General features: G+C 60.7%; 18 protein-coding genes. 12 read left to right on the plus strand and 6 right to left on the minus strand.

Annotated features, from left to right (window positions below):
* Positions 1-150 precede the first annotated feature (150 nt).
* On the plus strand, positions 151-1,653 hold the full coding sequence (locus ICY20_RS04355) for a nucleobase:cation symporter-2 family protein (RefSeq protein ID WP_194937001.1): 1,503 nt from the start codon (positions 151-153) through the stop codon (positions 1,651-1,653).
* 54 nt (positions 1,654-1,707) lie between these two features.
* On the opposite strand, the gene ICY20_RS04360 is transcribed toward ICY20_RS04355, so the two are convergent.
* Together ICY20_RS04360 and ICY20_RS04365 are read right to left on the minus strand one after the other, a co-directional pair.
* Positions 1,708-2,640: a proline iminopeptidase-family hydrolase gene (locus ICY20_RS04360; protein ID WP_194937002.1), complete on the minus strand. Its 933-nt coding sequence runs from the start codon at positions 2,638-2,640 to the stop codon at positions 1,708-1,710.
* A gap of 94 nt (positions 2,641-2,734) precedes the next feature.
* On the minus strand, positions 2,735-3,499 hold the full coding sequence (locus ICY20_RS04365) for a LuxR family transcriptional regulator (RefSeq protein WP_194937003.1): 765 nt from the start codon (positions 3,497-3,499) through the stop codon (positions 2,735-2,737).
* Positions 3,500-3,682: 183 nt separating this feature from the next.
* Between ICY20_RS04365 and ICY20_RS04370 the strand changes: the two genes are divergently transcribed.
* From ICY20_RS04370 to ICY20_RS04395, 6 genes are read left to right on the plus strand one after another with little or no spacing between them, the layout of a single operon-like run.
* Positions 3,683-4,570, plus strand: coding sequence for a proline iminopeptidase-family hydrolase (locus tag ICY20_RS04370; RefSeq protein WP_159959245.1), 888 nt, complete (start codon positions 3,683-3,685; stop codon positions 4,568-4,570).
* A 3-nt stretch (positions 4,571-4,573) separates the two neighbouring features.
* Complete coding sequence (locus tag ICY20_RS04375) at positions 4,574-5,521, plus strand: ABC transporter permease (protein ID WP_159959243.1); 948 nt, start codon at positions 4,574-4,576, stop codon at positions 5,519-5,521.
* A complete protein-coding gene (locus ICY20_RS04380; protein ID WP_194937004.1) occupies positions 5,518-6,375 on the plus strand; it encodes an ABC transporter permease in 858 nt (285 codons plus the stop codon). The genes ICY20_RS04375 and ICY20_RS04380 overlap by 4 nt, the downstream gene beginning before the upstream one ends.
* Entirely contained in the window at positions 6,372-7,328 is a 957-nt protein-coding gene (locus ICY20_RS04385) for an ABC transporter ATP-binding protein (protein ID WP_194937005.1), read from the plus strand. Before ICY20_RS04380 ends, ICY20_RS04385 begins: the two co-directional genes overlap by 4 nt.
* Complete coding sequence (locus ICY20_RS04390; RefSeq protein WP_159959237.1) at positions 7,325-8,323, plus strand: ABC transporter ATP-binding protein; 999 nt, start codon at positions 7,325-7,327, stop codon at positions 8,321-8,323. The genes ICY20_RS04385 and ICY20_RS04390 overlap by 4 nt, the downstream gene beginning before the upstream one ends.
* Before the next feature lies 1 nt (position 8,324).
* Entirely contained in the window at positions 8,325-9,839 is a 1,515-nt protein-coding gene (locus ICY20_RS04395; RefSeq protein WP_159959235.1) for an ABC transporter substrate-binding protein, read from the plus strand.
* Positions 9,840-9,990: 151 nt separating this feature from the next.
* On the opposite strand, the gene ICY20_RS04400 is transcribed toward ICY20_RS04395, so the two are convergent.
* From ICY20_RS04400 to ICY20_RS04415, 4 genes are all read right to left on the minus strand, one after another.
* Positions 9,991-10,731 carry a YciK family oxidoreductase gene (locus tag ICY20_RS04400; protein ID WP_159959233.1) on the minus strand — a complete coding sequence of 247 codons (741 nt, stop codon included), beginning with the start codon at positions 10,729-10,731 and terminating at the stop codon, positions 9,991-9,993.
* 177 nt (positions 10,732-10,908) lie between these two features.
* A complete protein-coding gene (gene mupP / locus ICY20_RS04405; protein WP_194937006.1) occupies positions 10,909-11,580 on the minus strand; it encodes an N-acetylmuramic acid 6-phosphate phosphatase MupP in 672 nt (223 codons plus the stop codon).
* A gap of 4 nt (positions 11,581-11,584) precedes the next feature.
* On the minus strand, positions 11,585-12,283 hold the full coding sequence (gene ubiG / locus ICY20_RS04410; RefSeq protein WP_099587341.1) for a bifunctional 2-polyprenyl-6-hydroxyphenol methylase/3-demethylubiquinol 3-O-methyltransferase UbiG: 699 nt from the start codon (positions 12,281-12,283) through the stop codon (positions 11,585-11,587).
* 64 nt (positions 12,284-12,347) lie between these two features.
* Entirely contained in the window at positions 12,348-13,679 is a 1,332-nt protein-coding gene (locus tag ICY20_RS04415) for a TRZ/ATZ family hydrolase (protein ID WP_194937007.1), read from the minus strand.
* 109 nt (positions 13,680-13,788) lie between these two features.
* Here ICY20_RS04415 and mtnA point away from each other — a divergent pair, with 109 nt between their 5' ends.
* From mtnA to hisC, 5 genes are all read left to right on the plus strand, one after another.
* On the plus strand, positions 13,789-14,859 hold the full coding sequence (gene mtnA / locus ICY20_RS04420) for an S-methyl-5-thioribose-1-phosphate isomerase (RefSeq protein ID WP_159959229.1): 1,071 nt from the start codon (positions 13,789-13,791) through the stop codon (positions 14,857-14,859).
* Positions 14,860-15,284: 425 nt separating this feature from the next.
* Positions 15,285-17,939, plus strand: coding sequence for a DNA gyrase subunit A (gene gyrA / locus ICY20_RS04425; protein ID WP_159963046.1), 2,655 nt, complete (start codon positions 15,285-15,287; stop codon positions 17,937-17,939).
* Between the two features lie 243 nt (positions 17,940-18,182).
* Positions 18,183-19,268 (plus strand): 3-phosphoserine/phosphohydroxythreonine transaminase, encoded by a 1,086-nt coding sequence (gene serC / locus ICY20_RS04430; RefSeq protein WP_159963045.1) that lies wholly within the window; start codon positions 18,183-18,185, stop codon positions 19,266-19,268.
* Positions 19,268-20,362: a prephenate dehydratase gene (pheA, locus tag ICY20_RS04435; protein ID WP_003172650.1), complete on the plus strand. Its 1,095-nt coding sequence runs from the start codon at positions 19,268-19,270 to the stop codon at positions 20,360-20,362. The genes serC and pheA overlap by 1 nt, the downstream gene beginning before the upstream one ends.
* A gap of 9 nt (positions 20,363-20,371) precedes the next feature.
* Entirely contained in the window at positions 20,372-21,484 is a 1,113-nt protein-coding gene (gene hisC / locus ICY20_RS04440) for a histidinol-phosphate transaminase (protein WP_159963044.1), read from the plus strand.
* Positions 21,485-21,501 lie beyond the last annotated feature (17 nt).

The raw sequence follows: 21,501 nt of genomic DNA on the forward strand, positions 1-21,501 counted from the left end.
CGGCTTCAAGCCACAGGGCAGGGCGGCTGAATGGATTTTTGTAACGACTGGGTAGAGCCTATTGTGGGATTGATTGTATACAACTCTATGGACATCCCTTGATTCCTTTGCATACAGTGATTGCACAACAAAAACAGAGATCCCCTCACCATGACTATCCCGAAGGCGTCACCGCAGCGGCCTGAAGATGAAAATCTAGGCGTCGCGGCCAACATGGCTTACGGCCTGCAGCATGTGCTCACCATGTACGGCGGCATCGTTGCCGTACCGCTGATCGTCGGCCAGGCGGCCGGTCTGTCGCCGGCGGATATCGGCTTGCTGATCGCCGCGTCGTTGTTTGCCGGTGGCCTGGCCACACTCTTGCAAACCCTTGGCCTGCCGTTTTTTGGCTGTCAGTTGCCGCTGGTGCAGGGTGTGTCCTTCGCCGGTGTGGCGACGATGGTGGCGATTGTGGGCAGCGACGGCGCCGGCGGGGTGCCGGCGATTCTCGGGGCGGTGATGGCCGCGTCGTTTATCGGCTTATTGATCACGCCGGTGTTCTCGCGGATCACCAAGTTTTTCCCGCCCCTGGTGACCGGCATCGTGATTACCACCATCGGCTTGACCCTAATGCCCGTTGCAGCGCGCTGGGCGATGGGCGGTAACAGCCGCGCGGCAGATTTCGGCAGCATGTCGAATGTCGGCCTGGCGGCGCTCACTTTGGTATTGGTGCTGTTGTTGAGCAAGATCGGCAGCGCGACCATCTCGCGCCTGTCGATCCTGCTGGCGATGGTGATTGGCACCGTGATTGCGGTGTTCCTGGGCATGGCGGACTTCTCGGGCGTCACCCAAGGGCCGATGTTCGGCTTCCCTACACCATTCCATTTCGGCATGCCAACCTTCCATGTGGCAGCGATCATTTCCATGTGCATCGTAGTGATGGTGACCCTGGTGGAAACCTCGGCGGACATCCTGGCGGTGGGCGAAATCATCGACACCAAGATTGACTCCAAACGCTTGGGCAACGGCCTGCGTGCCGATATGTTGTCGAGCATGTTCGCGCCGATTTTCGGTTCGTTCACCCAGAGCGCGTTCGCCCAGAACGTCGGCCTGGTGGCGGTTACCGGGGTCAAAAGCCGTTTTGTAGTGGCGACCGGCGGGTTGTTTCTGGTGATCCTCGGGCTGCTGCCGTTCATGGGCCGGGTCATCGCGGCCGTGCCAACGTCGGTGTTGGGCGGGGCGGGCATCGTGCTGTTTGGTACCGTGGCGGCGAGCGGCATTCGGACGCTGTCGAAGGTGGATTACCGCAACAATATGAACCTGATTATTGTGGCGACTTCCATCGGTTTCGGCATGATTCCCATCGCGGCGCCCAGCTTTTATGATCAGTTCCCGAGTTGGTTCGCGACCATTTTCCATTCGGGTATCAGCTCGTCGGCGATCATGGCGATCCTACTGAACTTGGCGTTCAACCACTTCACCGCGGGGAATTCGGACCAGCAGTCGGTGTTTGTGGCGGGGACTGAGCGCAGCTTGTGCTTCCGTGATGTATCGGAACTGCGCGACGGGGATTATTTCAAGGGCGGCAAGCTGTTTGACGCCGAGGGTCGGGAGATTCCGTTGGTGGCCGATGCCCCGAAGAAAGTCACACAAGCTGAGGCCAGCGAAGTCTAAATGTGGGAGGGGGGGGGCCCCCCACCCATATTGGAACTTATCCAGGATTGTGGTTCAGCCAGCCTTGAGTGCTTTGTACGGCACCGAGCACGCCTCATCCAAAAACTTCAGCACTGTCCCCATGCACGCTTGGCGTTCTTCCACATGGGGCATGTGGCTGGAGTCTTCAAACAGTGCCCAGCGCACGTCGGCAATTTCATCCAGGAACGGCTTGACCACCAGCGGCGTGGCCTCGTCGTGCCGGCCGGAAATCACCAGGGTCGGCACGTTGATCGCCGACAGGCGGCCGATGGATTTCCAATCTTTCAAGCTACCGATGACGTGGAACTCGGTCGGGCCACTCATGGCGTGATACACCGTGGGGTCTGAGTCCACTTGGGCAAAGGTGCGCGCCACTTCTTCCGGCCAAGGGTTGACCCGGCAAACGTGCTGGTCATAGAACACCCGCGATGCTGCGAGGTATTCCGGGTCTTGGTAAGTGCCGGCGGCCTCATGCTTGAGCAAGGTTTCATGCACGCCTTTGGGCAACAGGGTGCGCAGGCGGTTGGCTTCGCTGACCCAGGTGCGCATGCATGTCGGCGAGTTGGCCGGGATAAACGCGCGTAACCCCTTGGGCTGCAAGATCGCGTGCTCGCTACCGAGCATGCCACCCCAGGACTGGCCGAGGATCGCGTAGTTGTCGCTGATCTGCAGGTGCTCCAGCAGATTGTTCAGCTCTTCGAGGAACAGACCGACGGTCCAGAAGGACGGGTCTTTGTCGGGCAAATGCGTGGAGCGCCCGTTGCCCAGCTGGTCATAGTGGATGACGGCATGGCCGCTGGCGGCAACGTCCTTGAACGCGTCGACATAATCATGGGTGCAGCCTGGGCCGCCGTGGATCACCACCAGCGGTGTACGGCCGCTGTTCAGGTCACCGGTGACACGGTACCAAGTCTGGTAGGCGCCAAACGCCGCATACCCTTCGCGGATTTTTTCGATGAATTCCATTTCGTGCCCTGCTCTGAAAAAAAGGATCAGGGCCACGATAATCCGTGCGGGCAATTCAGGTAACTAGCAAAACAGCTAGGTTTTTACTGCTGGGTCAGTCTTCGAGCAGACGGTAGTGGGTGGCGCGCACCACGGCTTGTACGCGGTTCTTGGCGCCCAGCTTGTGCATCGCCGAGGCCAAGTGCAGGGTGACCACCGCCAGTGAACGGCTCAATTGACTGGCGATTTCGGCAGCTGTCAGGCCGTCCGCAGCCCATTTGAGGCACTCGCGTTCACGTTTGGTCAGGTGGATATGCGGGTAGGTGCGTAGCTCTTTGCCGAACAGCGGGTAGGCGGCTTCCTGCAAGGCATGGGAAATCAGGCTGAAATCCGACAAGGTCTGCTGCGCATCTTGCAGTACGGCGCGCGCCTTGCCGGTACGCAGGCCGGTCAGCGACGCAAAGCCGCCACGGGGCAGGTGGATCGGCACGCTGACGCCGCAGGTCAGTTGCTGGTCATGCAGGTAGGAGGAAACCGGGGCGTGGCAGGGGTCGATGATTTTTTGCAGGGCAGTATCGGCTTTGGGGTCGTAGGACCACACGAAGGGTGACACGCTGCTCAGGGCCAGATGTTGCACCGGATCGATCTGGTAAAACCCTTCGCTGCACCACAGGGTGTGCCAGCCTGGCGGCGTGTTGCGCAGCTCCAGCACCGAAGGGGTGATCAGTGCACCATCCTGGTCAATGGGCACAGGCGTGTAGTCATACACCAAGGCATCGAAACCCAACTGCTGGGCAAGGACAAAGGTGTTGTCCATCTGCTCGTCCAGGCTCCTGCCCGGCATCAGACGGTGATTGAAGGCGGTTAGCTTGGCCAGCATCCGTTCTGCTCCCGAATTCATTTGAATCTCGACTTGCTGCAAGTAGAATGCCACGCCCCGGCGAAGGACTGCCAGGCCAAACCTATAAGAAATGCTAGGTTATGGACGCACGGCAACCTCGGTAGTGTTGGCCTGTTAAGCGGCCGCTGCCTGCGAGGCCGATACAACACAAGGAATGTATGCATGTGGCGTGAAATTGCCCCCGACCAGCAATACAACGTGCAAGTCGACGGTCATAACCTCGTGGTCTACAGCTTTGGCGAAGGTGATGAGGTGCTGTTGTGCCTCAACGGCGGGCCAGGCCTGCCGTGTGACTACTTGCGCGACGCCCATGGCTGGCTCAAAGACCATAACCTGCGAGTGGTTGCATTCGACCAGCTTGGCACGGGCGCATCAGCCAGACCGACCGACGTTTCACTGTGGGAAATCCGCCGTTATGTCGAAGAAGTCGAAACCGTGCGCCAAACCCTGGGCCTGGGCCGCGTGCATTTGCTCGGGCATTCCTGGGGTGGGTGGCTGGGTATCGAATACGCCATCCATTATCCCGACGCCCTGAAAAGCCTGATCCTCGAAAACACCGTCGGCGACATTCCGCACCTGTCCCAAGAGCTAGAGCGCCTGCGCGGCGCCCTCGGCAGCGAAACCGTGGCCATGATGCAGCGCCACGAGGCCATGGGCACCCTGGACCACCCGCAGTACCAGGCCGCAATCACCTTGCTCAACTACCGCCACGTGTGTCGCCTCGACGAGTGGCCCGAGCCGGTCAAACGCTCCCTTGGCGACTGGAACATGGGGCCTTACGAAACCATGCAAGGCCCCAACGAATTCCTCTACATCGGCAACCTCAAGGACTGGAATCGCCTCAAGGAGATGGCCGCGTTCAAGATGCCGATGCTGATCACTACCGGCCAGCACGACGAACTCACTCCGGCCTGCGCCATGCGCATGAAGGTGGCAGCCAAGCACGCCGAACTGCATGTATTCCCCAACAGCAGCCATATGCCGTTCTACGAAGAACCCCAGGCGTATTTCCCAGTGCTGCTGGACTTTCTTGCGCGTCACCGAGGCTGACGGATGAACCTGTCGCGCTACCGCTTTGTACTGTCCCGGCCGCTGCAATTGCTGCCGGTGCTGTTTGGCATCAGCCTGATTACCTTTGTGCTGGTGCGCTCGATACCTGGCGACCCGGCGCGTGCGCTGCTGGGCTCGCGCAGCACACCCGACGCCTTGCTTAAAATCCGCGCCCAGTACGGGCTCGACCAGCCGCTGTGGCTGCAATATTTCTACTTCCTGAAAAACCTGCTCAAGGGCGATCTCGGCCAATCCCTGTTGTATAAGGTCGATGCGCTGAAACTGATCGTCACCCGCATCGAGCCGACCCTGGTGCTGGTGCTGGGCAGCGTGGTGCTTGCATTGTTGATCGCGGTACCGCTGGCGACCGTAGCCGCACGCAATAAGGGCGGCTGGGCCGACAACCTGATTCGCGTGTTCACCACCGTCGGTCTGGGCATGCCGGCGTTTTGGCTGGGCTTGATGCTGATCCTGTTGTTGAGCGTGCAGTGGGGGCTGTTTCCGGTCTCTGGCTACGGCCGCACCTGGCTGGACAAGGCCCACCATATGGTGCTGCCGTGCCTGACCATCGCCCTGGCACTCTCGGCTGTGTTGGTACGCAACCTGCGGGCGAGCATGTTGATGGAATTGCAGGCTGACCACGTCACCGCAGCACGGGCGCGCGGGTTGCCTGAAGCGGCGGTGTTTCGCCGTCATGTGTTGCCCAACTCTCTGGTGCCGGCGGTCAACCTGCTGGCAGTGAATATCGGTTGGCTGATCAGCGGCACGGTGGTGATCGAAAGCCTTTTCGCCATCCCCGGTATCGGCCAATTGCTGGTGCGCGGCATCTTTACCCGCGACTACATGGTGGTGCAGGGCGTGGCCATGGTGCTGGCCTGCGCGACGGTGGTGGTCAACTTTATCGCCGATGTCGTCACGGTGACCCTTGACCCCCGGGTGAAGATGCAATGAGCAGCCGCCCATTGATTGCCCCGTGGCGTCTGCGCCTGCGTTTTGGTTTTCGCGATGGCCGCCTGACCGCGGCATGGGGGCTGTTGATTCTGCTGGTGTGGATTGCGCTTGCGCTGTTTGCGCCGTGGGTCGCGCCCTATGACCCGATTGCGCAAAACACCGATCTCAGCCTGCTTGGCCCGAGCGTGGCCTATCCCTTTGGTACGGACAATTACGGTCGCGACATTCTTTCGCGAGTGATCTGGGGCGCACGCATTGACCTGCAATTGGCGGTCATCGGCGTGATCTTCCCGTTTCTGATCGGCACCTTTGTGGGCGCGGTCTCGGGCTATATCGGCGGGCGTTTCGACAGCGTATGCATGCGCGTGATCGACGTGATTCTGGCGTTTCCGTTTCTGGTGTTGATGCTGGCGATCATGGCCATCCTCGGGCCGGGCTTGCAGAGCTTTTATATCGCCATGGCGCTGGTGGGGTGGGTGTCGTATGCGCGGCTGATCCGTTCGCAGATTCTGGTGCTCAAAGAAAGCGATTTTGCCCTGGCTGCTAAAAGCCTGGGCTTTGGTCACGGGCGCATTCTGTTCCGGCACCTGCTGCCCAATGCGATGTTCGGCTCGATTGTATTTTCCATGTCTGACGCCGTACTGGTGCTGCTCAATGGCGCTGCCGTGAGCTACCTGGGCTTGGGTGTGCAACCGCCCACCGCCGAGTGGGGGACGATGGTTGCCGAAGGGCAAGCCTTTATCACCACGGCTTGGTGGATCTGCACGTTTCCGGGGTTGGCCATTGTGACCCTGGCCATGGGCTTCAGCCTGCTGGCTGACGGTGTCGCGCAAGTGCTGGGGGATCGCTCATGAGTCTGTTGCAGGTGCAGGACCTGAGCGTGATCGCCACGAATGCCGGGCGCGATGTGACCCTGGTTGACCGCGTGTCTTTTGACCTGGCCGAGGGTGAGATTCTGGGTTTGGTGGGCGAGAGCGGTTCGGGCAAGACCATGGCCTGTCGCGGTTTGATACGTTTGCTGCCGTCGCCGAATCTACGGGTGCACGGTGGCGCTGTGAGGCTTGCCGGTCAGGATTTATTGCAGCTGGACGATGCCGGCATGCGCGCCGTACGCGGCGGGCAACTGGGCATGATCTTTCAGAACCCCAGCAGCCACCTCGACCCGTTGATGCGCATCGGTGAGCAGATCGCCGAGGGCATTCGTCTGCATCAAGGCGCATCGAAAAAAGACGCACGCAGGCAGGCCATCGACGTGTTGCGTCAGGTGGGCATCCCCGATCCTCAGGCGCGTGTCGACAATTACCCGCACGAATTTTCCGGCGGCATGCGTCAGCGGGCGATGATCGCCGTGGCGCTGGGCTGCAACCCGAAAGTGCTGATTGCCGACGAGCCGACCACCGCCCTCGATGTGACGGTGCAGGCGCAAATCCTGCGGTTGTTGCTGGACCTGCGCGATCAGCGGGGCCTGTCGATCATCATGATTACCCACGACCTGGGCGTGGTGGCGCAGACCTGTGATTCCATCGCGGTGATGTACGCCGGGCGCCTTTGTGAGCTCGGCAGCAAATACGACCTGCTGGCCCATCCGCAACACCCGTACACCGCTGGCCTGATCGACTGCCAGCCAGCCCACAGTAGCGGTCACGCGTTGTTGCGCACCATCCCCGGGCAGCCGCCGTTGCTGGACGCCTTGCCCGCCGGATGCCGGTTCAACCCGCGTTGCTCGCACGTCGGCGCCTTGTGTACCGAGGTGTTGCCCGAGGGCGCGCGCGTGGCGTGTCACTACCCGTTGGAGGCGCGCCCATGAGCCTGTTGCAGATCAAGGATCTGGAAGTGAAGTTCGCCGCGTCCGGCACCGGCTTTTTCGGGCTTAACAAGCAGTGGGTGAGGGCGGTGAATGGTGTGTCGCTGAGCCTGGCGGCGGGTGAAACGTTGGGGCTGGTGGGGGAGTCCGGCAGCGGCAAAAGCACCCTCGGTCGGGCGATTTTGCACCTTAACCCCATCAGTGCAGGCCAGGTGCTGTTCGATGGCATCGACATGGCCCACGGCAGCCCCATCGACATCGCCCGCTTGCGCCATGAAACCGCGATGATCTTCCAAGACCCCTACGCGGCGCTGAACCCGCGCCACACCATCGGCGAAACCCTTGCCGAAGTGCTGCGAGTACAACGCAAGGTCACTGCCGCGCAGATTCCCGCGCGTGTTAATGAGCTGCTCGACCTTGTCGGCCTGCGCCCCGAGCTTGCCAGCCGCAAACCCGGCTCCCTCAGCGGCGGCCAGTGCCAGCGCGTCGGCATCGCGCGGGCGTTGGCCGTGGAGCCGCGCCTGATCATCGCCGATGAATGCGTGGCGGCGTTGGATGTGTCGATCCAGGGCCAGATCATCAACCTGTTGCTTGAGCTGCAACAGCGCATGAACCTGGCGATCCTGTTTATCGCCCATGACCTGGCCATCGTGCGTCGCCTGTGCGACCGAGTGGCGGTGATGTACCTGGGCAAGATCGTTGAGGAGGGGCCGGTGGAGGCTGTATTTACCGCGCCACGCCATCCGTACACGGCGGCGCTGATCCAGGCGATTCCAGAGATTGACCCCCATCGGCCTTTGCCTACCGAACCCCTGCCGGGGGAGCCACCGAGCCCGCTGAATTTGCCTGCCGGCTGCGCCTTTCACCCGCGCTGCCGGCATGCGCAGGCCATGTGTTCCGTAGTGTTGCCGCCTACCCACTTCCTGCACGAGCATCGGTACAGTTGCGTGCTTGAACAGCCGTTGACCCTTCCTGCCGTTATAAACAAGGAGTTATGACATGCAATCGCGCCACTTGAAGCTACTCGCCGCGGCGACGCTCACCGCTTGGTCCCTTACTGCCGGGTTGGCGCACGCCGCCGGTGTCTTGACCATCGGCTGCCGTGAAGACAGCACCACGTTCGACCCGATCAAAAGCGCGCAAAATCGCGATACTTGGGTATTCGCCAACGTCTACGACACCTTGGTGCGCGTGGATAACCTGGGCACCAAGATGGAACCGGGGCTGGCAGAAAGCTGGGATATCTCCAAGGATGGCCTGACCTACACTTTCAAACTGCGTGATGCGAAGTTCTCTGACGGCTCGGCGATCACCGCTGAAGATGCGGCGTTCAGCCTGCTGCGTATTCGCGACAACAAGGCTTCACTGTGGGCTGACCCTTTCAACCTGATCGACACTGCCAAGGCGGCTGACACCAAAACCCTGGTGGTCACGCTCAAGACCCCTGCCGTAGCCTTCCTCTCACAACTGGCGTCGCCGACGGTGTCGATCCTGTCGGAAAAAGCCATGACCAAGATGGGCGAAGACGCCTACTCGGAAAACCCGGTGACGTCCGGTGCGTTTACCGTGGACGAGTGGCGCAAGGGCGATCGGGTGATCCTGAAAAAGAACCCGAACTTCTGGCAAGCCAAGAACGTGAGCCTGGACGGTGTGGAGTGGGTCTCGGTGACCGACGACAACACCCGCATGCGCATGGTGCAGAACAACGAACTGGACACCGCGATCTTCGTGCCCTTTTCGCGGGTAGAAGAGCTGAAGAAAGATAAAAACGTGGTGGTGCATTCCGACCCGTCCACCCGTGAAGATCACCTGCTAATCAACCACGAGCACGGCTTGCTGGCCAAGCCGGAAGTACGCCAGGCGCTGGACATGGCCATCGATAAACAATCGCTGGTGAAGACCGCCACCTTCGGTCAAGGCACCGTGGCCTATTCCTACATCCCTAAGGGTTCGCTGTACCACTACGCCAACAACCTGCAACGCCCGTACGACCCGACCGAAGCCAAAAAGCTGTTGGCCGCCGCGGGTGCCAAGGACTTGAAGCTGAACTACGTGGTCAACGCCGGTAACGAAGCCGACGAGCAGATTGCGGTGATCATCAAGGACCAGTTGGCCAAGGTCGGCGTCACCGCCAACCTGCAAAAGGTCGACCCGACCCAAAGCTGGCAGATGCTGGTGGACGGTGAGTACGACATTTCGGTGATGTACTGGACCAACGACATCCTCGACCCGGACCAGAAAACCACCTTCGTGCTGGGCCACGACACCAACCAGAACTACATGACCCGTTACAAGAACGACAAGGTCAAAGATCTGGTCGCGGCTGCGCGAATCGAGGCCGACCCGGTCAAGCGCGAGCAGATGTATGTGGAGTTGCAGAAGTTGGCGAAGCAGGATGTGAACTGGATTGACCTGTACTACAGCCCGTACATCAATATTTCACGCAGCAATATCAGCAACTTCCTGCAAAACCCGCTGGGCCGTTTCACCCTTGAAGAAGTGGTGAAAAACTAACCTCTCAAGCCCAACGCAAAACCAAATGTGGGAGGGGCTTGCCCCCGATAGCGGTGTGTCAGTCACTGTATGTATTGACTGACCCACTGCAATCGGGAGCAAGTCGAACCGTCGCACCGCCCCTCCCACATTTAGCCCTGCGGCGTTTCGACTACTGTGCGTCGAACGCCTGCCCATTGATGCCGGTACTGTCCGGCCCCATCAGGTACAAATACACCGGCATAATTTCCTCCGGCGTCGGGTTGTCCGTCGGGTTCTCGCCCGGATACGCCTGGGCCCGCATGCTGGTGCGTGTGGCACCTGGGTTGATGCTGTTGGCCCGCACTGGCGCGACAGTGTCGAGCTCATCGGCCAACGTCTGCATCAAGCCTTCAGTGGCAAACTTCGACACCCCGTAAGCCCCCCAATACGCCCGGCCCTTGCGCCCGACGCTGCTGGAGGTGAACACCACCGACGCATCCTGGGACAGCTTGAGCAGCGGCAGCAACGTGCTGGTCAGCATGAACATCGCGTTGACGTTCACGTGCATCACCCGCATGAAGTTCTCGCCAGACAACTGCTCGATCGGCGTACGTGGGCCGATGATCGAGGCGTTGTGCAGCAGGCCGTCGAGGTGGCCGAACTCTTTTTCGATCATTGCCGCCAGCTCATCGTATTGATGGGGCAGGGCGGTCTCCAGATTGAACGGGATCACCACCGGCTGAGCATGGCCGGCCGCTTCGATCTCGTCATAGACTTGGGCCAGGTTGGCTTCGGTCTTGCCGAGCAACAGCACGATGGCGCCGTGGGCGGCGTAGGTTTTCGCCGCTGCTGCGCCAATCCCGCGCCCGGCGCCGGTCACCAGGATCACCCGGCCCTTGAGCAGTTCTGGACGTGCAGAGTAATCAAACATAAATAGCCTCGACAAAATTCACAGTGGTACAGCTCTCAATTTGGAATCCTATTCCTGTGGGAGCTGGCTTGCCTGCGATAGCGGTCTCCAATCTGGCATGTGTGCTGGCTGACACTGCGCCATCGCAGGCAAGCCAGCTCCCACATTGACCTCAGTGTTTGCAGGTTCTTCGAGCCATCAGCAACTGCACAGCGCGTTATCCAGCACCTTGCGCAGTTCCAACGGGTGATCCACCACCACGTCGGCGCCCCAGTGACGCGGGTTGTCGTCCGGGTGGATATAGCCATAGGTAACCGCAGCAGTGCGGGTGCCCGCATCACGGCCAGACTCGATATCCCGCAAATCATCGCCTACGAACAACACACTGGCCGGGTCCAGGCCCAGCATTTTGCACGCCAGGATCATCGGCTCCGGGTCTGGCTTGCTGTTTTTCACATGGTCCGGGCAGATCAGCAACGCCGAGCGCTCGGCCAAGCCCAGTTGCTGCATGATCGGTTCGGCAAAGCGCAGTGGCTTGTTGGTGACCACGCCCCAGATCAAGTTGGCCTTCTCAATGTCTTCCAGCAACTCGGCCATGCCGTCGAACAGTTTGCTGTGCACCGCACAACCCTTGACGTAACGCTCCAGGAATTCCAGGCGCAGTTCTTCAAAGCCTGGGGATTCGGGGTCCATCGAGAACGTTACGGCAACCATTGCCCGCGCACCGCCGGAGATTTCATCGCGGATGTGCTGGTCGTTGATCGGCGCCAGGCCGCGGTCAGCGCGCATGGCCTGGCAGATGGCGATAAAGTCCGGCGCGGTGTCCAGCAGGGTGCCGTCCATGTCGAAGAGAACTGCTCGCAACTTCACAGGCTTACTCCTCGCGCAGGGTCTGGATCATGTAGTTGACGTCAACGTCGTTGGCCAGCTTGTAGTGCTTGGTCAGCGGGTTGTAGGTCAGGCCGATGATGTCCTTGACGGTCAGGCCAGCCTGGCGGCTCCATGCACCCAGCTCGGACGGGCGGATGAATTTCTTGAAGTCATGGGTGCCGCGCGGCAGCAGCTTCATGATGTATTCGGCGCCGATGATCGCGAACAGGTAGGCCTTGGGGTTGCGGTTGATGGTGGAGAAGAACACCTGGCCGCCCGGCTTGACCATGCGAAAGCACGCGCGGATCACCGACGACGGGTCTGGTACGTGCTCAAGCATCTCAAGGCAGGTGACCACGTCGAACTGCTCGGGCATTTCCTCAGCCAGGTCTTCGGCGGTGATCTGGCGATATTCCACGCTCACGCCCGATTCCAGCTGGTGCAGTTGGGCCACGGCCAGCGGTGCTTCGCCCATGTCGATACCCATCACAGTGGCGCCGCGCTGGGCCATCGCTTCGCTGAGGATGCCGCCGCCGCAACCGACGTCCAGCACCTTTTTGCCCGCCAGGTTGACGCGCTCATCGATCCAGTTGACCCGCAGCGGGTTAATGTCGTGCAGCGGCTTGAACTCGCTTTCGCGGTCCCACCAGCGGTGAGCCAGGGCTTCGAATTTGGCGATTTCAGCGTGGTCGACGTTGCTCATGGTGAATCCTCTAAATCTGATAAATCGGTTTGTCGACCTTGAATGCGTGCATTCAAGGCCGGCGTTATTCGCTGTGCCCGCTGATGCGTTGGCCCCAGGCAATGGCCGTGGCGGTCAACTGTTGTTCATCCATGCGGGTCAATTGCCGGTCGTCGAGCAACTGCTTGCCGGCGACCCAAAGGTGTTTCACGCAATCACGCCCGGTGGCATAGATAAGTTGTGAGACCGGATCGTAGATCGGTTGTTGCGCCAGCCCCGACAAGTCGAAGGCGACGATATCTGCAGCCTTACCCACTTCCAGCGAGCCGATCTCGCTTTCCAGGCCCATGGCCCGCGCACCATTGAGCGTAGCCATTCGTAGCGCGCGGTGGGCGTCCAGGGCAGTAGCGGAGCCGGCGACGGCCTTGGCCAGCATCGCTGCAGTGCGGGTTTCGCCCAACAGGTCCAAATCGTTGTTGCTGGCGGCGCCATCGGTGCCGATGGCCACATTGACGCCAGCCTGCCACAGACGCTCCACCGGGCAAAAGCCGCTGGCCAGTTTCAGGTTCGATTCCGGGCAGTGGATGATGCTGGTGTTGCTTTCTACCAGCAAAGCCAGGTCGTCCTCGCTGATTTGGGTCATATGAACGGCCTGGAAGCGCGGGCCCAACAGCCCGAGGCGGCCCAGGCGTGCTAATGGCCGTTCGCCAGTCTTCTCGACAGCTTGCTGCACTTCAAAGGCGGTTTCGTGAACGTGCATGTGGATCGCAGCGTCCAGCTCTTCGGCGATCACCCGGATCTTTTCCAGGTTGTCGTCGCACACGGTGTACGGCGCATGGGGGCCAAAGGTGATCTTGATGCGTGGGTGGTGCTTGAGGTCGCCGAACAGCTCGATGCCCTGGCGGATCGCCTCGTCGGCGTTGCTGGCGCCGGGGATCGGGAAGTCGAGGATGGGGATCGCGATCTGCGCGCGCATGCCACTGTTGTGCACGCAGTCGCTGGCGACCTTGGGGTAGAAGTACATGTCCGAGAAGCAGGTGATGCCGCCCTTGAGCTGCTCGGCGATGGCCAGGTCGGTTCCGTCACGTACGAACGCCTCATCGACCCACTTGGCCTCGGCGGGCCAGATGTGTTTTTCCAGCCAGGTCATCAGCGGAAGGTCATCGGCGAGGCCGCGAAACAAGCTCATTGCGGCGTGCCCGTGGGCATTGATCAGGCCGGGGCTGAGCAGCATGCCCGGCAACTCGCGGGTTTCGGTGGCGGCAAGCTTCAGTGCCGCCGCGCGCGGGCCGATAAACGCGATACGCCCGTCACGGATGCCCAGGCCGTGTCCCTTGAGCACCACGCCGGCGGGTTCGACGGGTACCAGCCAGGTCGGCAGTAGCAACAAGTCGAGCGGGGCGGCAGTGGCGGTCATCGAAGGCTTCTTCCCAGGCAGCTATAAAAGAAGGGCGAAGTATACCCGAGCGTCTTGGCTGGCGGATCGCTATAATCGGCGGCTTTTGTTCATGAGTGCGGAGTAGGGAATGCGCGATCGACTGTTGGCTGCCCAGAAAGTGAAAGCCATCGATTGGCGCGACGGCGCGCTGCATCTGCTCGATCAACGCGCCTTGCCGTCCCGTGAAAGCTGGGTCGCTTGCTCAACGGTTGATGAGGTGGCTGCGGCTATTCGCTCGATGGTGGTGCGTGGTGCCTCGGCTATCGGCATCAGCGCCGCCTATGGCCTGGTGCTTGCCGCCCGTGAGCGGATCGCCGAGGGCGGTGACTGGCAAGCAGCGTGGGAAGAAGACTACGCACTGTTGGCCGATACGCGCCCGACCGCCTCGAACTTGTTTTGGGCCCTCAAGCGCATGCGCGACCGCCTGGACCGGGTCAAGAAGCACGCTGATCCGCTGGCGGTGCTGGAGGCCGAGGCGATTGCGATTCATGAGAGTGATCGTGAAGCCAATCTTGTCATGGCCCAGTTGGGCGTGGAGCGAATCCGCAAGCATCAGGGCAACGCCCAGGCGATCCTGACCCATGGCAACGCGGGTGCGCTCTCGACCGGCGGTGTCGGCACGGCGCTGGGGGTGATTCGCGGGGCTTTCCTGGAGGGCTTGGTGGAGCAGGTCTACGCCAACGAAACCCGCCCGTGGCTGCAGGGGTCGCGGCTGACGGCCTGGGAGTTGGCGGGTGAGGGCATTCCGGTGACGGTGAATGCCGACTCGGCCGGCGCGCATATCCTCAAGACCAAGGGCGTGACTTGGGTAATCGTCGGCGCTGACTGCATTACCGCCAATGGCGATGTGATCAGCAAGATCGGCACTTACCAGCTTGCGGTGTGCGCCATGCATCACGGCGTGCGCTTTATGGTGGTGGCGCCGAGTTCGACCATTGACTTGATGCTGGCCACTGGCGATGACGTCGCGTTGGAAGAGCGTGATACCGATGAGTTGCTGGAGATCGTCGGCCAGCGCTTGGGCGTGGAGGCGTTTAATCCGGTGTTCGATGTGACGCCCGCTGACTTGATCGATGTGATCGTGACTGAAAAGGGTGTTGTTGAGCGACCGGACGTAGCCAAGCTGGCTAAGTTGATGTGCCGTAAGCGGCTGCATTGAGGGCTTGGGTGCCGGTGAGATTGCTATCGGGGGCAAGCCCCCTCCCACCTTTTGAATGTGTTCACACTTCAAGTATGGGTGGGGGGCTTGCTCCCGATTGGCCTCAAAAGTCAACAAAACCCTCGGATCTGCCCTCAAAAAATAGCCTCAGTCCATCTCTAAGCCTCTCTCGTCCCCCTCAAGCCTGTCACCCGTCAACTAACTATGCACCATGCGCATCAGGGGGATAGGTGCGTGGCGGCGATTGTGATAACATCCGGCGGTTTCCAGGGCCGCCCCGAGGGGTTGCCTATAACGTGCAGATCCGTGTCATAACTCGTTGATTTGTCGTAAGTCGTTGTCAGGCACCGTGCCGGCAGCGGCGAGCTTCGTTCGTCCCATATGGATGTGACGAGGTTTCACCCGAAAAAGGAATCAGGCTTCTCATGGGCGAACTGGCCAAAGAAATCCTCCCGGTCAATATCGAAGACGAGCTGAAACAGTCCTACCTCGACTACGCGATGAGCGTAATTGTCGGTCGGGCACTGCCTGATGCGCGCGATGGCTTGAAGCCCGTGCACCGGCGTGTGCTGTTCGCGATGAGCGAGCTGGGTAACGACTGGAACAAGCCGTACAAGAAATCTGCCCGTGTTGTCGGTGACGTGATCGGTAAGTATCACCCTCACGGCGACACTGCGGTGTACGACACCATCGTTCGGATGGCCCAGCCGTTTTCCCTGCGCTATCTGCTGGTAGATGGCCAGGGCAACTTCGGTTCGGTCGACGGCGACAACGCTGCGGCCATGCGATACACCGAAGTACGCATGACCAAGCTGGCGCACGAGTTGCTGGCCGACCTGCACAAAGAAACCGTGGACTGGGTGCCGAACTACGACGGCACCGAAATGATCCCGGCTGTCATGCCTACCCGTATTCCCAACCTGCTGGTCAATGGTTCCAGCGGTATTGCCGTGGGCATGGCCACCAACATCCCGCCGCACAACCTCGGTGAAGTCATCGACGGTTGCCTGGCCCTCATCGACAACCCCGAGTTGACCGTCGATGAGCTGATGCAATACATCCCGGGTCCGGACTTCCCGACCGCCGCGATCATCAACGGTCGCGCTGGCATCATCGAAGCCTACCGCACCGGCCGTGGCCGCATTTACATGCGCGCCCGCTCGATGATCGAAGACATCGACAAGGTCGGTGGCCGCCAGCAGATCGTCATCACCGAACTCCCATACCAGTTGAACAAGGCACGCCTGATCGAGAAGATCGCCGAGCTGGTTAAAGAGAAGAAGCTTGAAGGCATCACCGAGCTGCGCGACGAGTCCGACAAAGACGGTATGCGCGTGGTGATCGAGCTGCGTCGTGGCGAAGTGCCTGAGGTTATCCTCAACAACCTCTACGCCCAGACTCAGCTGCAAAGCGTGTTTGGTATCAACGTGGTTGCACTGATCGACGGCCGCCCGCGCATCCTGAATCTCAAGGATCTGCTGGAAGCCTTCGTGCGTCACCGTCGCGAAGTGGTCACCCGCCGTACCGTGTTCGAACTGCGCAAGGCCCGCGAGCGCGGCCACATCCTGGAAGGCCAGGCAGTTGCGCTGTCGAACATCGACCCGGTGATCGCCCTGATCAAAGCTTCGCCGACCCCATCGGAAGCGAAAGAAGCGCTGATCAAGATGCCGTGGGAATCCAGTGCTGTAGTGGCCATGGTTGAGCGTGCCGGTGCCGATTCGTGCCGTCCCGAGACCCTGGACCCGCAATACGGTCTGCGTGAAGGCAAGTACTTCCTGTCGCCGGAACAGGCCCAGGCCATCCTGGAGCTGCGTCTGCACCGTCTGACCGGCCTGGAGCACGAGAAGCTGCTGGCCGAGTACCAGGAGATTCTTAACCAGATCGGCGAGCTGATCCGTATCCTCAATAGCGCTGTGCGCCTGATGGAAGTGATCCGCGAAGAGCTGGAAGTGATCCGCGCCGAATACGGCGACGTGCGCCGCACCGAAATCCTCGATGCACGCCTCGACCTGACCCTGGGTGACATGATCCCGGAAGAAGAGCGCGTCGTGACCATCTCCCATGGTGGCTATGCCAAGACCCAGCCGCTGGCTGCGTACCAGGCTCAGCGTCGTGGCGGTAAAGGTAAATCGGCTACCGGCGTCAAGGATGAGGACTACATCGCTCACCTGCTGGTTGCCAACAGCCACACCACGCTGCTGCTGTTCTCCAGCAAGGGCAAGGTGTACTGGCTGAAAACCTACGAAATCCCTGAGGCATCCCGTGCCGCCCGTGGTCGCCCACTGGTCAACCTGCTGCCGCTGGACAGTGATGAGTACATCACCACCATGTTGCCGGTCGAGGAATACACCGAAGGTCACTTCATCTTCATGGCGACTGCCAAAGGCACCGTGAAGAAGACCCCGCTGGAATCCTTCAGCCGCCAGCGCAGCGTGGGCCTGATCGCCCTGGAGCTGGACGAAGGCGACGTACTGATCTCCGCTGCCATCACCGATGGCGAGCGTGAAGTCATGCTGTTCTCCGACGGCGGCAAGGTTACGCGCTTCAAGGAATCCGACGTTCGCGCCATGGGCCGTACCGCCCGCGGTGTTCGCGGCATGCGTTTGCCAGAAGGGCAGAAGCTGATTTCGATGCTGATCCCGGAAGAAGGCAGCCAGATCCTCACCGCTTCGGCGCGTGGTTACGGCAAGCGTACCGCTATCAGCGAGTTCCCGGAGTACAAGCGCGGCGGCCAAGGCGTGATCGCGATGGTCAGCAACGACCGCAACGGCCGTCTGGTCGGCGCAGTCCAGGTGCTCGATGGCGAGGAGATCATGCTGATTTCCGACCAAGGCACCCTGGTACGAACCCGTGTGGCTGAAGTATCGAGCCTGGGCCGTAACACTCAGGGTGTGACCTTGATCAAGCTGGCCAGCGACGAGACATTGGTAGGCCTGGAGCGTGTCCAGGAGCCGTCGGAAGTTGAAGGCGAAGAGCTGGAAGGCGAGGAATTTGAAGGCGAGGTCATCGCAACTGGCGATGACAACGTCGACGAGCCAACCCTCGACGCTGCCGCAGACGAAGAAGAACCGCAGGAATAAGCGGACACACAGGGGGCGGATGAAGATTCGCCCCCTTGTTGTTTGTCCCTTATGAAATAACACATCCTTTGGCTGGATGCGGTCAATGTGGGAGCTGGCTTGCCTGCGATGGCAGCGCCGCGGTATCACTGCGATACCGAGGTGCCCTTATCGCAGGCAAGCCAGCTCCCACAGGCGTTCGCTCCAGAGAAAGGGTGTTGCCGAACATGATTGCAGCCCCACCAGATCAGAGTGAGATTGGATGTGAGCAAGAGAGCCTATAACTTCTGTGCCGGTCCCGCGGCGCTTCCTGAAGCAGTCCTGCAGCGTGCGCAGGGTGAACTCCTCGACTGGCATGGCAAAGGCCTCTCCGTGATGGAAATGAGCCATCGCAGCGATGAGTTCGTGTCAATTGCCAACAAAGCCGAGCAGGATCTGCGCGACTTGCTGGACATCCCCTCCAACTACAAAGTGTTGTTCCTGCAAGGCGGTGCCAGCCAGCAGTTCGCCCAGATCCCGTTGAACCTGCTGCCGGAAGACGGCACGGCCGACTACATCGACACCGGCATCTGGGGCCAGAAGGCCATTGAAGAGGCGTCGCGCTACGGCAACGTCAACGTGGCAGGCACTGCCAAGCCTTACGACTACTTCGCCATTCCTGGTCAGAACGAGTGGAAGCTCTCGAAGGACGCGGCCTACGTTCACTACGTGCAGAACGAGACCATCGGCGGCCTGGAGTTCGACTGGGTGCCAGAAGTGGGCGACGTTCCATTGGTGTGCGACATGTCCTCGGACATCCTCTCGCGCCCAATCGATGTGTCCAAGTACGGCATGATCTACGCCGGCGCCCAGAAGAACATCGGCCCGAGCGGCATTCTGGTCAACATCATCCGCGAAGACTTGTTGGGTCGTGCCCGTTCGTTGTGCCCGACCATGCTCAACTACAAGGTCGCGGCCGATAACGGCTCGATGTACAACACCCCGCCGGCATTCGCCTGGTACCTGTCTGGCCTGGTGTTCGAGTGGCTGAAAGAGCAGGGCGGTGTCGCCGCCATGGGCAAGCTGAACGAAGAGAAGAAGCGCACCCTGTACGACTTCATCGACGCCAGCGGCCTGTACAGCAACCCGATCAACCTCAGCGACCGCTCGTGGATGAACGTGCCGTTCCGTCTGGCTGACGATCGCCTGGACAAACCGTTCCTGGCCGGCGCCGACGCACGCGGCCTGCTGAACCTCAAGGGCCACCGCTCGGTCGGTGGCATGCGCGCCTCTATCTACAACGCTGTCGACATCAACGCGATCAACGCGCTGGTGGCCTACATGGCAGAGTTCGAAAAGGAACACGGCTAATGTCTGAGCAAGAACTCAAGGCCCTGCGCGTACGCATTGACAGCCTGGATGAGAAAGTCCTGGAGTTGATCAGTGAGCGCGCGCGCTGTGCCCAGGAAGTGGCCCGGGTGAAGATGGCGTCCTTGGCGGAAGGCGAAGTGCCGGTGTTCTACCGGCCTGAGCGTGAAGCCCAGGTGCTCAAACGTGTAATGGAGCGCAACAAGGGCCCGCTGGGCAACGAAGAGATGGCGCGGTTGTTCCGTGAAATCATGTCGTCGTGCCTGGCCCTGGAGCAGCCGCTGAAAGTGGCGTACCTCGGCCCGGAAGGCACCTTTACCCAAGCCGCCGCCATGAAGCACTTCGGTCACGCTGTGATCAGCAAGCCGATGGCCGCGATTGACGAAGTGTTCCGCGAAGTCGCCGCCGGTGCGGTGAATTTTGGCGTAGTGCCGGTGGAAAACTCCACTGAAGGCGCGGTCAACCACACGCTGGACAGCTTCCTTGAGCACGACATGGTGATCTGCGGTGAAGTTGAGCTGCGCATCCACCACCACCTGCTGGTGGGCGAGAACACCAAGACCGACAGCATCAGCCGTATCTACTCCCACGCCCAGTCTCTGGCCCAGTGCCGCAAGTGGCTGGACGCGCACTACCCGAATGTCGAGCGCGTGGCGGTGTCCAGCAACGCTGAAGCAGCCAAGCGGGTCAAGGGTGAGTGGAATTCGGCGGCCATCGCCGGTGACATGGCAGCAGGCCTGTACGGCCTGACGCGCTTGGCCGAAAAAATCGAAGACCGCCCGGACAACTCCACGCGATTCCTGATGATCGGTAGCCAGGAAGTGCCACCGACCGGCGACGACAAGACGTCGATCATCGTCTCCATGAGCAACAAGCCCGGCGCGCTGCATGAGCTGCTGGTGCCGTTCCATGACAACGGGATTGACCTGACGCGCATCGAGACCCGTCCTTCGCGCAGCGGTAAATGGACCTACGTGTTCTTTATCGATTTCATCGGTCATCACCGTGACCCGCTGGTTAAAGGTGTGCTCGAGAAAATCAGTCAGGAAGCGGTGGCACTCAAGGTGCTGGGCTCTTACCCGAAAGCGGTTTTGTGAGGCGTTAACATGAGTGGCAACTTCCTCGCCCTGGCACAGCCGGGCGTGCAACAACTGTCGCCTTACGTCCCGGGCAAGCCTGTGGATGAGTTGGCACGCGAGTTGAATCTGGACCCGTCCAAAATCGTCAAGTTGGCGAGCAACGAAAATCCGCTGGGCCCCAGCCCCAAAGTACTGGCGGCGATTCGTGAAGAGTTGGCTGAGCTGACGCGGTACCCTGATGGTAATGGCTTTGCGCTCAAGTCCTTGCTGGCTGAGAAGTGCCGGGTGGAGCTGAGCCAGGTCACCCTGGGCAACGGTTCCAATGACATTCTGGAACTGGTCGGTCGTGCCTACCTGGCGCCGGGGCTGAATGCAGTGTTCAGCGAGCACGCCTTCGCTGTTTACCCGATCGTCACCCAGGCTGTAGGGGCTGATGCACGCGTCATTCCTGCCAGGGAGTGGGGTCACGACCTGCCGGCCATGCTGGCGGCCATCGATGCCCAGACCCGCGTGGTGTTTATCGCCAACCCGAACAACCCGACCGGCACCTGGTTTGACGCGCAGGCGCTGGATGACTTCCTGCAAGACGTGCCTGAACACGTGCTGGTGGTCCTGGACGAGGCCTACATCGAGTACGCCGAAGGCAGCGACCTGCCGGACGGCCTGGACTTCCTGGCGGCCTACCCGAACCTGCTGGTGTCGCGCACCTTCTCCAAGGCCTATGGCTTGGCGTCGCTGCGGGTGGGTTATGGCCTGTCCGCCCCTGTCGTCGCCGACGTGCTGAACCGCGTGCGCCAACCGTTCAACGTCAACAGCCTTGCCCTGGCGGCAGCCTGTGCGGCGGTGAAGGATGCCGACTACCTGGAAGAAGGCCGTCGCCTCAACGAAAGCGGCATGCGGCAACTTCAGGAAGGTTTTAGCGAGTTGGGCCTGGGCTGGATTCCATCCAAGGGCAACTTCATCTGCGTCGACCTCGGCCAAGTAGCGGCCCCGGTGTTTCAGGGCTTGCTGCGCGAAGGTGTAATTGTGCGTCCAGTGGCTAACTACGGCATGCCGAACCACTTGCGTATCACCATCGGCTTGCCGGCAGAGAACGCCCGCTTCCTGGAGGCGTTGGCCAAGGTTCTGGCTCGTGGTTGATGTCACTGCACTGCAAC

The sequence above is a fragment of the Pseudomonas pisciculturae genome (genome assembly GCF_015461805.1).
GTDB classification, from domain to species: domain Bacteria; phylum Pseudomonadota; class Gammaproteobacteria; order Pseudomonadales; family Pseudomonadaceae; genus Aquipseudomonas; species Aquipseudomonas pisciculturae.

What these genes read in the sequence shown, in the direction of transcription:
- ICY20_RS04355 (WP_194937001.1), top strand. Translation starts at nt 151, where the DNA reads ATGACTATCCCGAAGGCGTCACCGCAGCGGCCTGAAGATGAAAATCTA.
- ICY20_RS04360 (WP_194937002.1), bottom strand. Translation starts at nt 2,640, where the DNA reads ATGGAATTCATCGAAAAAATCCGCGAAGGGTATGCGGCGTTTGGCGCC.
- ICY20_RS04365 (WP_194937003.1), bottom strand. Translation starts at nt 3,499, where the DNA reads ATGCTGGCCAAGCTAACCGCCTTCAATCACCGTCTGATGCCGGGCAGG.
- ICY20_RS04370 (WP_159959245.1), top strand. Translation starts at nt 3,683, where the DNA reads ATGTGGCGTGAAATTGCCCCCGACCAGCAATACAACGTGCAAGTCGAC.
- ICY20_RS04375 (WP_159959243.1), top strand. Translation starts at nt 4,574, where the DNA reads ATGAACCTGTCGCGCTACCGCTTTGTACTGTCCCGGCCGCTGCAATTG.
- ICY20_RS04380 (WP_194937004.1), top strand. Translation starts at nt 5,518, where the DNA reads ATGAGCAGCCGCCCATTGATTGCCCCGTGGCGTCTGCGCCTGCGTTTT.
- ICY20_RS04385 (WP_194937005.1), top strand. Translation starts at nt 6,372, where the DNA reads ATGAGTCTGTTGCAGGTGCAGGACCTGAGCGTGATCGCCACGAATGCC.
- ICY20_RS04390 (WP_159959237.1), top strand. Translation starts at nt 7,325, where the DNA reads ATGAGCCTGTTGCAGATCAAGGATCTGGAAGTGAAGTTCGCCGCGTCC.
- ICY20_RS04395 (WP_159959235.1), top strand. Translation starts at nt 8,325, where the DNA reads ATGCAATCGCGCCACTTGAAGCTACTCGCCGCGGCGACGCTCACCGCT.
- ICY20_RS04400 (WP_159959233.1), bottom strand. Translation starts at nt 10,731, where the DNA reads ATGTTTGATTACTCTGCACGTCCAGAACTGCTCAAGGGCCGGGTGATC.
- ubiG (WP_099587341.1), bottom strand. Translation starts at nt 12,283, where the DNA reads ATGAGCAACGTCGACCACGCTGAAATCGCCAAATTCGAAGCCCTGGCT.
- ICY20_RS04415 (WP_194937007.1), bottom strand. Translation starts at nt 13,679, where the DNA reads ATGACCGCCACTGCCGCCCCGCTCGACTTGTTGCTACTGCCGACCTGG.
- mtnA (WP_159959229.1), top strand. Translation starts at nt 13,789, where the DNA reads ATGCGCGATCGACTGTTGGCTGCCCAGAAAGTGAAAGCCATCGATTGG.
- gyrA (WP_159963046.1), top strand. Translation starts at nt 15,285, where the DNA reads ATGGGCGAACTGGCCAAAGAAATCCTCCCGGTCAATATCGAAGACGAG.
- pheA (WP_003172650.1), top strand. Translation starts at nt 19,268, where the DNA reads ATGTCTGAGCAAGAACTCAAGGCCCTGCGCGTACGCATTGACAGCCTG.
- hisC (WP_159963044.1), top strand. Translation starts at nt 20,372, where the DNA reads ATGAGTGGCAACTTCCTCGCCCTGGCACAGCCGGGCGTGCAACAACTG.